Below are 13,335 nucleotides of genomic sequence, written 5' to 3'. Positions count from 1 at the left end.
GGCAAGGAGATCGCGACCCGGCCGTTCCAACTCGTCACCGGACGGGTGTGGAAGGGCACCGCCTTCGGCGGCGCGCGCGGCCGCACCGACGTGCCGAAGATCGTCGACTGGTACATGGGCGGAAAGATCCAGATCGATCCGATGATTACCCACGTGCTGAAACTCGACGAGATCAATAAAGGCTTCGACCTGATGCACGAGGGAAAATCGATCCGTTCGGTCGTCGTATTCTGAAATCAAAACACCAAGCACTAGGAGGATAGGTCAATGACTGTTCATATCCACCCGTCGGTCGACAATGGCGTCAAGCAAGGCTCCGGCAGCTTTGCCGGGGGCACGCTGGTCTGCAAATGCGCGGACAAGCCGGTCAAGGTCGGCATCAAGGGCGACGTCGCCCACAACCACGCCTGCGGCTGCACCAAATGCTGGAAGCCCTCGGGCGCCACCTTCTCGGTGGTCGCGGTGGTTCCGCGCGAGAACGTCACCGTGCTGGAGAACGGCGACAAGCTGAAGATCGTCGATGCGGCAGCGGTGATCCAGCGCCATGCCTGCACCGGATGCGGCACCCATATGTACGGCCGGATCGAGAACAAGGGCCATCCGTTCTATGGCCTCGACTTCATCCATCCCGAGCTGTTCCAGGAGTCCGGCTCGGCTGCGCCCGGATTTGCCGCCTTCGTGTCGTCGGTGATCGAGTCCGGCGTCAAGCCGTCCGATATGGCCGGGATCAGGTCGCGGCTCAAGGAGCTTGGGCTCGAGCCCTATGATTGCCTCTCGCCGCCGCTGATGGACGCGATCGCCACCCACGTGGCGAAGTCCAAAGCGGCCTGACGACGGCATCGTGACAAAGGCGGCCTGACCGGCTCGCTTTGACGAGATCCTGCGCCGGCAGAGAATCTGCCGGCGAGGGATATGCTGGTAGTACCCGTGACCTTGAACCTTGCATGCCCTGCGGACGACCACAGGGCATGCACTTTATTTTCCGCCTTGCCCTCGTCCTTTCCCCGATCCTGCTGCTTTCGTCGGCCCGCGCCGCGTCGGCGGAAGACCGCTATATCGCCGCGCGTGACGCCGCGATCGCCAAATTCGCCAAGCTGTCGAATGACAACAAGATCAATGAGGCCGTCGACAAGGCAGAGGCGGCCGCGCGCGACGAGCTGAAGGGGCAGCTGACGGCCATCCTGTCCGAGCCCGCCCGGCCGGGTTTTGCTCCCGCCCAGCTCAACCTCGACACTCTATACAAAGGCGATATGGGGTTCGGCATGCTCGACGGCTTGCGCTTCGATGCCGACACCGGCAGGGACGGGGCAAAGATCGGAGAAAAGCGCGCCGACGGCAGCTTCGTCGAGCCGAAAGCCCATATCATCGTCACCACCGAGCCTCTGTTCACGCGCTGGCTGCACGAACACAAGACGTGGTGGGACAAGGGCAGCAAGAACGTGCCGCAGCAGGTCGATGCAGCGCTGAAGTTCGAGGGCCTCTACACCCAGGCGATCTCGACCGATGCCGCGGTGGTCAATTTCGACGAGCTGCCGATCGCCAAGCCGGCATCCGTCACCCTGGCTTACGGCTTCCTGGCCGGCCGCACCCAGGATTCGTTCCCCGACAAGGCCGACGAGGTGTTCGTAGCGGCGCTTGCCGGCGGCAAGATGTATGTCGCCTATGGCGAGATCGAGCCGGCGGTGCAAGTGCCGGCCTGCATCGCGATCCGCACCGACTACAACAAGAAGGCCGACGCGGCGGCCGAGAAGCTCGAGCGCAAGCAGATCAGCAGGCAGGCCTATGACAAGCTCGGCGACCTGCGCCAGCAGGGCGAGGACGCGTTCAAGCGCTGCTTCACCGAGCGCGCGCCGCAGCAGCCGGCCTTCGCCGCGGCCACCAAGCAGGCCCAGACGCTGCTCGAGGCGGCGATCGGCAAATAGCTCAGCGAGCTATTGCCACTCGTCGAACAGCAGACACATCCACACCACCTGCAGGATCGGCCAGGCCGCAAATGCGATACACAGCAGCCCATTGCCGAGCGGCTTGCCTCGTCGGCGCACCCGGATCAGGGAAGCGACCCCGAATGGAACGAGCAGAAAGAAATGTCGGGGCGAAAATCACGCCGTATAACATGACGAGCTCCGCATGCGCGGCAATGCCTTCCTGCATGCTGGACTGCAGCACGTAGAAGTACATGACGAGGAGAACAGGGGCGAACAGGGCAGACGATGCTGCCGGCGAAAACCCTGGCGCAGCGATGCCGGGCGTGCTCACCCATCGCCTGATGATGATCCATCCCGACAAGAACATGATGATCAGCGGCAGTCCCAGCTTCAACAGAACGTCTTGCGCGTTCAGGATGCTCGTCAGGTAGAGTGCCACAGGAATCTCCGTGAGCTGCGATATGCGTGCCTCGATCGCGCGATGCATGCTGATCCATCGCCGCCTCTCTTAACGAAATGACGGCGGCTGCGACGGACTTTGTCATGCGGAATTCGCGTGCAGGGCTTGTGCAGACGACGGAGAGAGGCGCCGCAAATGACGCGGCCGGGATTTGATCGGCGAGCTTCGCGCCCCTATCTTCTCCGGAAAGTTCAGCATCCCGGGGAGACGCCATGACCGCCATCAGCCCGTTCCGCATCGCCGTCAGCGACGATGTCCTCGAGGATCTGCGCAGCCGGCTGCGCCGGACCCGCTGGCCGGAAGCCGAGCTGGTCGACGACTGGAGCCAGGGCGCGCCGCTGCAATGGATCAAGGACGTCTGCCACTATTGGGCCGAGACCTATGACTGGCGGCAGCGCGAGGCGCGGCTCAACCGCTTCAGTCAGTTCACCACCGAAATCGACGGGCTCGACATCCACTTCATCCATGTCCGCTCGAAGCATCCGAAGGCGCGGCCCTTGATCATCACCCATGGGTGGCCGGGATCGGTGGTCGAATTCCACAAGGTGATCGAACCGCTGACCGATCCGACCACGCATGGCGGACGCGCCGCCGATGCCTTCCACGTGGTGTGCCCCTCATTGCCGGGCTTCGGCTTCTCGGCCAAGCCGGCCGCGACGGGCTGGGGCGTCGACCGGATCGCCAAGGCCTGGGCCGTCCTGATGCAGCGGCTCGGCTACGCCAGCTATTTCGCGCAAGGCGGCGACTGGGGCTCCGCGGTCACGACCGCGATCGGCGGACAGGATGCTGCACATTGCGCCGGCATTCACATCACACTTGCGATGTCGACCCGGCCCAATGTCGAGGGACAGCCGACGCCGGAGGAGACGAGGGCACTCAACGGCATCAAATATTACGCCGATTGGGATTCCGGCTATTCCAAGCAACAGTCCACCCGGCCGCAGACGCTAGGCTATGGCCTGACCGATTCCCCGAGCGGGCAGGCGGCCTGGATCCTGGAAAAATTCTGGGCCTGGACCGATTGCGACGGCCATCCGGAAAACATCCTCAGCCGCGACGAACTGCTCGACAACGTCATGCTGTACTGGGCCACCGCGACGGCCGCGTCGTCGGCGCGGCTCTATTGGGAAAGTTTCGGGCCGGGCAAGCGAACTCCGCACAAGGTGAGCGTGCCGACCGGCGTTGCCGCGTTCCCCAAGGAGATCGTCACGCCGGTCCGTAAATGGATGGAGACGAACTTCACCAACATCCAGCACTGGAGCGAGATGCCGAAAGGCGGACATTTCTCGGCATTCGAGCAGCCCGAGCTGTTCATCGGCGAGGTGCGCGAGTTCTTCGGCAAGCTGCGCTGAAGCATGGTCCGGAAAAGTGCGACGCGGTTTTCCGGATAGATCATGGTCAAGCAAGCCGTAGGCGAAACCTCCAGGTAAGCATGTGTCAACGGCGTAACCCGCCACGGTCGGGAGCGCGTATGTTGGTCTGAAGCGGTTTGTGACAGAATGCGCCGTGCAACGGAGGACGTCGGCGTGCTGCTTGATCCCCGCCACGGCGACTTTGAGGACAATGCCGCCAGCCCGGAACAGCGTTCGTTGTTCGCGATCGTGGGTAGCCTTCTGGTTGAGATAAGCCCGGCGAAACTGTTGTTCGCCTGGACGATTTCGCTTCTGCTTCCGGGCGTGCTGCTAGGCCTTGCGCCACTGGTCGCGTCCGCCTGGATTTCGAGCCTTTCGCAGCACGCTCTTGCCCTGTCCGAAGTGGGCGCCGTACTGGCGCTGGTTGTGATCGCGGCGTTGGGATGGCTCGGCGGGCGACCGCTGTTTCAAATCGCGGAAACAAGCTTCTGGTCGCTGAACGCGCTCGCAGTCCAACCGAGTTACGCCTTCACGCGCGAGGCACTGGGCCACTTGGCGGAGCTGCTCTGGCGCGCCGGCGCAACTCCTGCCTCGCGCACGAGGCTGCGGCGCACGTGTTCGGTCGGCGCCGGCATACTGCTCTCTGCGGGGGCGGCATTGATCGCGGCCCTGGCCTGGCCTGCTTCGCAATGGACTGCGACCATCAATGACCTGGTCCTGATCCATCGTCTTGTGCTGCCGACCTTCGCGAACGCCGTGGTGCTGGTGTCCTGCTATCTTGCGGTCGCATCACTGGCCTGGAGCGTGGCCGACGCCAGTATGGAACAACCGGCCGACCTTGCCGGATTCGACGCGGCGCCGTCCGGAGGCCGCTGCTGGCGCGTTGCGCATCTGTCCGATCTGCACGTGGTCGGCGAGCGATACGGCTTCCGCATCGAAAGCGGGACCGCCGGTCCGCGGGGAAACGAACGCTTCAATCGCGTGCTGGCTCGCCTTGCCGAAATTCACACCGTTGATCCGCTCGACCATGTGCTGATCAGCGGCGATATGACGGACGCCGGCCGGCCCGGCGAATGGGCGGAATTTCTCGATGCATTGGCAGGTCATCCGGAGCTCGCAGCACGCATCATCATGCTTCCGGGCAACCATGACGTTAACGTGGTGGATCGTGCCAATCCCGCGCGCCTCGACCTGCCGTTCAGCCCAGGCAAGCGGCTACGGCAGATCCGTACCCTGTCGGCGATCGCGGCCGTCCAGGGCGATCGCGTCCGCGTCATCGACGGTTTCGGCAAACCGTCGGCCACGCTGAACCAGGCGCTGGCTCCTTATCATGATCGGATAACGCAATTTGCGCAGCACGGGGGCGTGCGCCGCGCGGCGGCGCTCCGCGGCCTGTTCGATGACCAATTCCCAATGATCCTGCCGCCGGACCAGGATGGCGGCCTCGGGATCGCCATTCTCAACTCCAACGCCGAAACCCACTTCTCCTTCACCAACGCGCTCGGTTTGGTTTCGGAAGCGCAAATGCGGCGGTTGGAGGCTGCGATCCGTCATTTCCCGACGGCACACTGGACCATCGCGCTACATCATCACTTGATGGAATATCCCATGCCTGTGAAGACATTTGCCGAGCGCATTGGGACGGCCTTGATCAACGGCAGCTGGTTTGTACGCAGGTTGCAATGGTTCTCCGATCGCTCGGTGGTGATGCACGGTCACCGGCACATCGATTGGATCGGTACGTGTGGTGCGTCGAAGGTCGTCTCGGCCCCGTCGCCGGTGATGGGGGCCGAGGATGCGGTCAGTTATTTCTATATCCACAGAATGATGGTCGGCCCGGACCGGAAGCTCTGCCTCGCCGAGCCTGAGCGGGTTGAGATTGCCAGAAGCTAGGAGGTTTCCGGCTTATCTTCGTGCGATCCGCCGAACAGATCAGCGATCCAGGCGGCCGACGGACTCTCGGCACAGAAGGTCAGAATAGCCAGCGTGATCGGCACGCCGATGAAGGTCCCGAACAGGCCCCAAAGCGAGCTCCAGAAGAAGATCGCAAACAGCACCAGGAACGGCGAGATCGACAATGTCGAGCCGGCCACCCGCGGTTCGATATAGCTGCCTACCACGAACTGGATGACGTTGAGACAGGCGAACACACCAAACACCGCGGGCCAGCTCTCGAACTGCGTCATGGCCAGCAGTGTAGGGAACAGCGTCGCGATGAAAGGGCCGATGAAAGGAATGTAGTTGAGGACAAAGGCGATCACGCCCCATTCGAATGCGAATGGCAGTCCGGTCACGGCGGCGAACAGGCCGACCAAGAGACCCGTGACCGCGCTCATCTGCGTCCGCACCAGCATATACTTGCGAAACTTGGCGGCGGTCGCCTTGCTGCCCTTGAGCAGGACGCGCGCAGCGGTGCGATTCTCCAACCGCTGGATTCGTCGACCCGCGTCTTCGACCTCGAGAAGTCCCAGCACGACATAGACCAGCGCGACGAGCCAGAAGCTCAACGTGGTGTTGACGCGGCCGGTGACGTATTGCGTGGTGCGCAGCAGCCAGCCGACGTTGAAATGCTCCGCCCAAAGGCCGGCGAAGGAGACGCCATGGCCGTCGAGCCAGATCACCGCGGCATCGTAGAAGGCTTGATACCGCGCCACATCCGTAATCAATGAGCGCCCGACGCGGCCGAACCCCCACGCCGCAAGCGCGGCAAATGCGACGCAGGTAGCGGTCGTAACGACGACGGTAACCGCGAGCGCGAGGAGTTTCGGCAGCCATGACTGGAGCCGTTGCTGAACGGGCCAGACGATCGCGATGATGAACAGGGCGGCCGCAAGCGGGGCGAGTACGCTGCGCGCCTGAGCCACCGCCGCAATGACCAGCACCGCGGCGATGATGCCGGTCGTGATCTTCAACCCGCCTGCCATCCTTGAGTTGTCCGACCTCCGTGAACGCAGAGATTGTCAGTCTGTCACGTGGCGCTACAAGGCCGGAAAGGGACTTGCGGCGCAGCTACAGCAATCCTCGATAGATTCCTGGCGCGGAGCCTTCGATGGCTACCGCGCCGACGGCCTTCGAATAGAATTCCGCCGGCCCGACGCCGCCGATGATGGCATAGCCAAAACCCGCGTGTTTCATGTCCTCGAGGCAGGCGAACAGCAGCGCCTTGCCGATTCCGCCCTGCTGCGCCTTCGGCGCGACACCGGTCGGACCGAAGAAGTTGCGACAGGCCGCGTCGTGGCAGGCAAATCCCACGATCTTCCTTTGCTGGATCGCGATGAAGCATGAAACCGGTTGGCGGCCGAACGCGACCTCGGTTTCGCTGGCCCACGCCTCGCTGAATGTCTCCCGCACCCAGGCCACGACCTTGTGCTTTTCGGGCGCGAGCGCGCGGCGCATCACAATTCCGGCCTTGAGCAGTCGATCATAGGCGGGCCGGGAATCGGGCAGGGTGTAGAGCTTGACGAGCATGTCCATCCGGCGAGCTTAATTGAAAACGCGTCCCGCGGGCAAATCACGGGAGCAAGGTGACGGCGCCGGACTACCATTTGCGTTGTTGCTTGTTCGCGGTCCTGGCTTCACGTGCAATTGCCCAGAAATACCCGCCGCAGAATGCAGCAATCGCGACAATCACACCGGCAGCGATCAGCTCTTGCATATCAGCGGTTCTCCAAGTCGACGTACCTCGCATATGTGGGAACTATGACCACGAATGCGCCGACGAAAAGGCAGGTCGGTTTCGGGAGACGCCAAGGATCTGGAGCAGACGCGCTTTTCCACCTGCAGGGCGCAAGGCTGCTTGCTGCCGGTATCCTTTCCCACAGTCGTGACCGACACCATCAGCAGGGCCAAAACGCTCACCGTTGCCGCGCAGAACATCGGCAACGGGCAGGCCGTCGTCTTTAACGTCCCCCTCAACGGCTTCGCCGCGGCTCTGGAGCGGACCATTCAGCTCGGAAGCTGACACGCGCAGGTCTCGCGCTGCGAGGCCGCGGGGCCGAACTTCAGTCGCGCGGCGGGTGCAGGGTGGGCGCTATGCGGCGACCCGATCGCGACGGCTGACGGCAGCACTCCGGGCCTCCATCGCCTTGACCGAGTTTTTGAACGCTTTCTCCAAGACGCCTCTGCCGACAGTACGGAGCACGAGACCGAGGATCCATCCCTTCAGGTTCTTGCCGTCGCGCACCACGACCACGTCGATGTCGGTGCTGCCATCGGGTCGGCGCGTAAAGTGGTAGATGTGACCCGACGCGCCGCCCCACACATTGGAATCGGTCGTTGTCAGGACGACATGGTCAGGATCGGACCAGTCGTAGTGCAGGCGTTCCCAGATACCGCCCGAGCCTTCCGTCACGTCGGCATGCAAGGGGCCGCGATCATGCATCTTGAGATCGGCGTCGGCACTGTTGGCGAAGAGCTTCGAGCGGCCCGGCCCGAAGTCGGTGAGGCCGGCTACGTACTGCTCGGGCGTCAGGCTCGTCGTGCGATGAAGGCGGATCGTGGACATCTGTGGCTCCTGCACTGGTAGTCGAACGGTACCGGCGGCGTCGGAACTAGTTGGAGAGTGCACCCGACCTGCGCAGGGTCAGGTTGTCGCCGTTGCGGCTGATCTCCAGTGCGCCCGCCTGGTTCGGCGTCGAGAGCAGGGCACGCTGACCGGGTGACAGCACCGACACGAAGCGGACCGGCGTTCCGGCCTCGCCCTGTGCGAGTGTGGTCACGACGCGATATCCATCAGGCTCGACCGTGTAGTAGACGACGCCGGACAGATCGCCGAGATGGATGCTTCGGCCTTCGATTGGCCTGAGCGGGCTTGCGTGCGCGGCTCCCAGTGAGGCGAGGGTGAAGGCGGCCGCGAGAATTGTGCTGCGGATCGACATGAGATCCTCCATTGGCTTGAGGGTGTTGACCTGGGCGGCGGGCGATGGCCCGTCGGCCCCTTGCCGCAAGACATGGTCAGGCTATGATCATCGATCAAACAGATAGGATCGATAATGGCCATCGATACCGTCAATTTAGGTCGTATCGACTTGAATCTGCTGGTTCATCTCGATGCCCTGCTGACCGAAAGGAGCGTGACAAGGGCAGCCGCCTGCGTCGGCATTGGCCAATCCGCGATGAGTCACAACCTTGCCCGCCTGCGCGAGCTGTTCGATGACGAGCTTCTGACGCGAGGGGCTGACGGCATGCGTCTCACCCCGCGTGCAGCAACCCTGCGCGAGCCGGTGCGCACCGCGCTCGCACAGGTCGAGGCGGTGGTCCTGCGGGATCAGACCTTCGACCCGGCCACGGCAGTGCGGACGTTCAGGCTCGGACTATCGGACAGCATGGAAATCCTGCTTATGCCCGCTCTCCTGGCGCGCATGCGCGAGATCGCACCCGGCGTTCACTTCCGACTTTACAACGTCGATGCGTCCCGGCTGCTCGATGACCTCGACGCCGACGAGTTGGACCTCGCCGTCGCCCATGGGCCGCTCCCGCAGGGACAATTGCATCACAAGCGGCGCACGCTGCTGACCGAACGCTTCGTGTGCATGTTCAACGCCGAGAAGACCGGTATCACGCCGCCGATCTCGCTTGAGGATTACGTGCGGCTTCCGCATGTGCTGACCAGCCTGCGGCCGGCGCGCAACGTGCGGGGAATTGTGGACGAAGCGCTCGACAAGCTGGGACTGCAGCGTACCGTTGCGTTGACCACGCCGCGCTTCCTTACCGTCCCGCATCTGGTGGCGCTCGCGCCCGTTATCGTCACCATGGGAGCGCGCCTGGCTACGCGGTTCTCCGCCGAGCTCGGGCTCAGCCTCAGCCCGCCGCCGGTGGAGCTGAACGAGATGCCGGTGACGTTGCTGTGGCACGCCTCCTACGATCGCGATCCGGCCCATGCTTGGCTGCGAAACCAGGTAGCCCAGCTGGCAGCCGAAACGTGAGGGGCGTGTCTTGGGCGGCGGCGCGCTGCTGGCGGCCGCGCCTGGTGCGAATCGTTCGCGCTGTTCGGCGAAGAGGTGATCCCGCAATTGCGGCGGGCGCGGATCAGTTGAGCTGCGACAAATCACCCCGACGGGCAAAATCGCGCTTCCGTCGTCGGGCGCGGCGCCTCGTGCTCAACCGCTTCAATCCCGGTACGACGGATCCGCCCGGTCGAGCTTGCGCAGCAGCGCGGGCCAGGCGAGTTCGCCGTTGCGGGCGGCGCGGCCGGGCTTCGGCAGCATCCGCTCATAGGTGTCTTCGAGGATATTTTGCGGCGGATAGATCAGCTTGGTGTTGCAGGACAGCGCCATCACCTGGGTCTGGCAGGCGCGCTCGAGGCGGAACAGCACGTTGAACGCGGCGGGCACGGTGCGGCCGACGACCAGGAGGCCATGGTTGCGCAGGATCATCGCCTCGTTGTCGCCGAGGTCGCGCACCAGGCGTTCGCGCTCGTCGACATTGTCGGCGATGCCCTCGAAGTCGTGATAGGCGATGTGCAGGAAGCGCATCGAGGTCTGCGCCAGCGGCAGCAGGCCGCATTCCATCGCCGAGACCGCCATGCCGGCCGGGGTATGGGTGTGCGCGACGCAGTCCATGTCGTGCTTGGCCATGTGGATGGCGCTGTGAATGACGAAGCCCGCGACATTGACGTCGTAGTCGGTCGCGTTGAGCAGCGTGTTGCCTTCGACGTCGACCTTGATCAGGCTGGAGGCGTCGATCTCTTCATACAGCATGCCGTAGGCATTGATCAGGAACTGGTCGGTGGTGCCGGGCACGCGGCAGGAGATGTGGTTCGCGATCATCTCGGTCATGCCGTACATCGCCGTGAGCCGATAACAGGCGGCAAGATCGACGCGGGCTTGCCATTCCTCGGCGCTCACCTGCTCGCGAACGGATTTCACGACCTTGATCGCGGGCGAGCTGACGGGCGGATTCATGGCGTTCTCTCCTCAAGATATCTGCGGGGACGGGGCCGATTGTTGCGGCGGACCATAGCAGAATCCGCGCGGCGGCAAGCTGCGCTGCGCCTGCGTATTTGCAGGTCTGGCGGGCAAAAACCGAATGCGGATTGGCGCGCCGCGCCTTCAATGCCACAATGCGGAAAACAGCCGAGGCGCACCGAAATGAGCGATCGCAAGATACGTATCGCCGTCCTGCATTTCTCCCACGAAACCGTCTCGTTCCTGCCGAACGAGACCACGCTCGACGACTTCATCTATCCGGGCTCGCCGGCCAAAGGCGAGGCGCTGCTCCAGTTCGATCCCAAGAACTATATGGGCGGCTTCGTGCAGGTGGCACGCGAGTTCTCCGAGGTCGAGCTGGTCGGGATTGAATCTCCGCTGTGGCCGAAGACCGGTACCGGGTCGGGCTGGATCACCCGGGAGGCCTATCGCACCTTCACCGGGAAGATGATCGACGGGCTGAAGGAGGAGGGCCCGTTCGACGGCGTCTATCTGTGCCTGCATGGCGCGATGGCCGTGCGCGACGTGCCGCGGCCGGAGGCCGATCTGGCGCGGCAGGTCCGCGAGGTGGTCGGCCGCTCCGCCTTCATCGCCGCAACCTTCGATCTGCACGGCAATGAGGACGAGGCGTTCCTCGAGCAGGCGGACATGGCATTCGCGGTCAAATATTTCCCGCATTATGACGCGCATCTGCAGGGCGAACGCGCAGCGCGCATGTTGGTGCGGGCGATCCGCGGCGACTACAAGCCGGCGCACAGGACGATCAAGGTTCCCGTGACCTCACCCACCGTGCTGCAGTGGACCGGTGCGCGTCCGTGGATGGACCTCGTGCAGCGCGCGCTGGTCTGGGAGGCGCGCGAGGTCGACGTCTACGTCAACATCTTCTTCGGCTTCCCGTTCGCCGACGTTCCCGATGTCGGCATGACCGTTCAGGTCCTGACCAACGACAATCCAAAGCTCGCCGAGCAGGTCGCGCGCGATCTCGCCGGCACGATCTGGCGGATGCGCGAAGCCTTGCTGCAATCGACAAGGCTGTACAGCATCACCGAGGGTGTTGCGCTGGCCAAGCAGGCCGTCGCCGCCGGCAACACACCGGTGGTGCTGGCCGATCCCAGCGACCGGTCGGGATCGGCAACCTGGCTGCTGCGTGAGATCATCGCGCAGGACCTCGCCAACACTGTCGTCGCAACCATTGTCGACGCCAGGGCGACGGCAAGCCTCAAGGCCGCCGGCGCCAAGGCCGGCGATATCTTCGACATGGAGATCGGTGGCCGCGCCGACGAGTCGGCGGGCGATCCGGTTCGGATCCAGGGCACCATCTCGGCGGCGGGCGAGGACTATGGCCAGTTCTGGGGCTGCGTGCGCTTCGGCCGCAACAATGTGCTGATCCTGTCCACCTATCTGGTGCAGGTCATGGAGCCGTTTTCGCTCAAGGCGCTGGTGCCCGAGATGGCGATCAAGTCGCGGGTCCATTTCCGGCGCGGCTTCGACGACAATGCCTTTGCCAAGACGATCCTCTTGGTCGAGCCCGAGCAGCCGTTCCTCGCCACGACGCGTCTCGACAAGCTGCCGTACAAAAACGTCGATCTCGCGCGGTTCTACCCGTACGGCAATCCGGCATTTTCGGAGGCATCGTCATGACGGAAAACCGCTATCGCCTGATCGGCTCGACCGCCTCACCCTATGCGATCAAGCTGCGCGCGCTGATGCGCTACCGGCGGATTCCGCACGACTGGGTGATCATGACCAAGGCGCTGCGCGAGGCAACCGCGCATCTGAAGCCGATGCTGATCCCGGTGCTGCAATATCCCGACGGCAGCTACCGGGGCGAGACCACGACGCTGGCCTATGATCTCGAAGCGCGGCATCAGGGACGGTCGGTGATCCCGGAAGACAGGGCCATCGCTTTCATCTGCGATCTGCTCGAGGACCTCGCCGACGAATGGGCGGTGAAGCCGTTGTTTCTCTATCGCTGGTGGGATCCGCAGGATCAGGCCTATGTCTCGCGCTGGGCCGGCGAGGAGTGGTCGACGTCGGAGGCCGAGGCCGGCAGTCGCGAGGAGATCGAGGAGTTCCGGCAGCGGCAGATTTCGCGCATGGTCATTCTCGGCGCGACCGATGAGAACAGGCCGCTGCTGGAAGAGAGCTACCGGCGGACCCTTGCGGCGTTCGAGCCGCATGTCGGCATGAGGAACTACCTGTTCGGCAGCCGGCCCTCGTTGGCGGATTTTTCCTGGTTCGGCCAGCTCAGCGAGATGGCGACCGATCCGACCCCGATGCGGATCATGCGCGAACGCGCACCGTTCACCGATCACTGGGTGCGGAGGCTCGATGACGCGTCAGGTGTCGAGGGTGACTGGTATCCTCGTGAGCAGGCGCTCGGCGGGTTCGCCGAGGCGCTGCTGCGGATCGCCGGTGAACTCTATCTTCCGTTCCTGGCCGCCAATGCGGATGCGTTCGCAAAGGGCCTCGAGCGGCTCGAGATCAATGTCTGGGGCCTGCCCTACGCGCTGGCGCCGTTCAAATATCAGGTCAAATGCCTGCAGCAGCTGCGCGAAAAGTTTGCCGCGCTCGATGCCGGCGAACGTGCGGCGTTGAAACCGGTGCTGGAACGCACCGGGTGCTGGGCGATCCTGGTTGGAGGCTGATCGATCGGGGACGACAATCGGGGT

General features: G+C 63.7%; 14 protein-coding genes and 1 pseudogene. 9 read left to right on the top strand and 6 right to left on the bottom strand.

Annotation, left to right across the window (positions count from 1 at the left end):
• The 3 genes and pseudogenes from E2I15_RS13165 to E2I15_RS13155 all read left to right on the top strand — a co-directional run.
• Positions 1–234: pseudogene (locus E2I15_RS13165) on the top strand (S-(hydroxymethyl)glutathione dehydrogenase); the annotation flags it as partial.
• A 33-nt stretch (positions 235–267) separates the two neighbouring features.
• Positions 268–831 (top strand): S-(hydroxymethyl)glutathione synthase, encoded by a 564-nt coding sequence (gene gfa, locus E2I15_RS13160; protein WP_018272871.1) that lies wholly within the window; start codon positions 268–270, stop codon positions 829–831.
• Between the two features lie 137 nt (positions 832–968).
• Positions 969–1,922 (top strand): hypothetical protein, encoded by a 954-nt coding sequence (locus E2I15_RS13155; RefSeq protein WP_137478636.1) that lies wholly within the window; start codon positions 969–971, stop codon positions 1,920–1,922.
• A 1-nt stretch (position 1,923) separates the two neighbouring features.
• On the opposite strand, the gene E2I15_RS13150 is transcribed toward E2I15_RS13155, so the two are convergent.
• Positions 1,924–2,412, bottom strand: a complete 489-nt coding sequence (locus E2I15_RS13150) for a hypothetical protein (protein ID WP_155262354.1) — start codon at positions 2,410–2,412, stop codon at positions 1,924–1,926.
• Between the two features lie 185 nt (positions 2,413–2,597).
• On the opposite strand from E2I15_RS13150, the gene E2I15_RS13145 reads away from it, so the two are divergent.
• Positions 2,598–3,737, top strand: a complete 1,140-nt coding sequence (locus E2I15_RS13145; protein ID WP_137478634.1) for an epoxide hydrolase family protein — start codon at positions 2,598–2,600, stop codon at positions 3,735–3,737.
• Positions 3,738–3,911: 174 nt separating this feature from the next.
• Complete coding sequence (locus E2I15_RS13140; protein WP_338134462.1) at positions 3,912–5,630, top strand: metallophosphoesterase family protein; 1,719 nt, start codon at positions 3,912–3,914, stop codon at positions 5,628–5,630.
• Here E2I15_RS13140 and E2I15_RS13135 read toward each other — a convergent pair.
• Together E2I15_RS13135 and E2I15_RS13130 are read right to left on the bottom strand one after the other, a co-directional pair.
• Positions 5,627–6,661, bottom strand: coding sequence for an AI-2E family transporter (locus E2I15_RS13135; RefSeq protein WP_137478632.1), 1,035 nt, complete (start codon positions 6,659–6,661; stop codon positions 5,627–5,629). The two genes, E2I15_RS13140 and E2I15_RS13135, sit on opposite strands and share 4 nt — an antisense overlap.
• 85 nt (positions 6,662–6,746) lie before the next feature.
• On the bottom strand, positions 6,747–7,211 hold the full coding sequence (locus E2I15_RS13130; RefSeq protein WP_137478631.1) for a GNAT family N-acetyltransferase: 465 nt from the start codon (positions 7,209–7,211) through the stop codon (positions 6,747–6,749).
• Between the two features lie 235 nt (positions 7,212–7,446).
• On the opposite strand from E2I15_RS13130, the gene E2I15_RS13125 reads away from it, so the two are divergent.
• Positions 7,447–7,698: an invasion associated locus B family protein gene (locus E2I15_RS13125; protein ID WP_246668026.1), complete on the top strand. Its 252-nt coding sequence runs from the start codon at positions 7,447–7,449 to the stop codon at positions 7,696–7,698.
• Positions 7,699–7,767: 69 nt separating this feature from the next.
• Here E2I15_RS13125 and E2I15_RS13120 read toward each other — a convergent pair whose 3' ends face one another.
• Both E2I15_RS13120 and E2I15_RS13110 read right to left on the bottom strand, forming a co-directional pair.
• Positions 7,768–8,241, bottom strand: a complete 474-nt coding sequence (locus E2I15_RS13120) for a hypothetical protein (protein ID WP_137478630.1) — start codon at positions 8,239–8,241, stop codon at positions 7,768–7,770.
• A gap of 46 nt (positions 8,242–8,287) precedes the next feature.
• Positions 8,288–8,614 carry a hypothetical protein gene (locus tag E2I15_RS13110; protein WP_137478629.1) on the bottom strand — a complete coding sequence of 109 codons (327 nt, stop codon included), beginning with the start codon at positions 8,612–8,614 and terminating at the stop codon, positions 8,288–8,290.
• 114 nt (positions 8,615–8,728) lie between these two features.
• On the opposite strand from E2I15_RS13110, the gene E2I15_RS13105 reads away from it, so the two are divergent.
• Entirely contained in the window at positions 8,729–9,661 is a 933-nt protein-coding gene (locus E2I15_RS13105) for a LysR family transcriptional regulator (protein ID WP_137478628.1), read from the top strand.
• 183 nt (positions 9,662–9,844) lie between these two features.
• Here E2I15_RS13105 and E2I15_RS13100 read toward each other — a convergent pair whose 3' ends face one another.
• Positions 9,845–10,639, bottom strand: a complete 795-nt coding sequence (locus E2I15_RS13100) for a class II aldolase/adducin family protein (protein ID WP_021080321.1) — start codon at positions 10,637–10,639, stop codon at positions 9,845–9,847.
• 186 nt (positions 10,640–10,825) lie between these two features.
• On the opposite strand from E2I15_RS13100, the gene E2I15_RS13095 reads away from it, so the two are divergent.
• On the top strand, positions 10,826–12,304 hold the full coding sequence (locus E2I15_RS13095; RefSeq protein WP_137478627.1) for a M81 family metallopeptidase: 1,479 nt from the start codon (positions 10,826–10,828) through the stop codon (positions 12,302–12,304).
• Positions 12,301–13,311, top strand: a complete 1,011-nt coding sequence (locus tag E2I15_RS13090; RefSeq protein WP_137478626.1) for a glutathione S-transferase N-terminal domain-containing protein — start codon at positions 12,301–12,303, stop codon at positions 13,309–13,311. Before E2I15_RS13095 ends, E2I15_RS13090 begins: the two co-directional genes overlap by 4 nt.
• Positions 13,312–13,335: the final 24 nt, after the last annotated feature.

This window comes from Bradyrhizobium sp. BR2003 (assembly GCF_009720285.1).
Classification (GTDB): domain Bacteria; phylum Pseudomonadota; class Alphaproteobacteria; order Rhizobiales; family Xanthobacteraceae; genus Bradyrhizobium; species Bradyrhizobium elkanii.
Note: the sequence above shows the minus strand (reverse complement) of the source record. Positions and strands in the feature narration are given on the sequence as shown.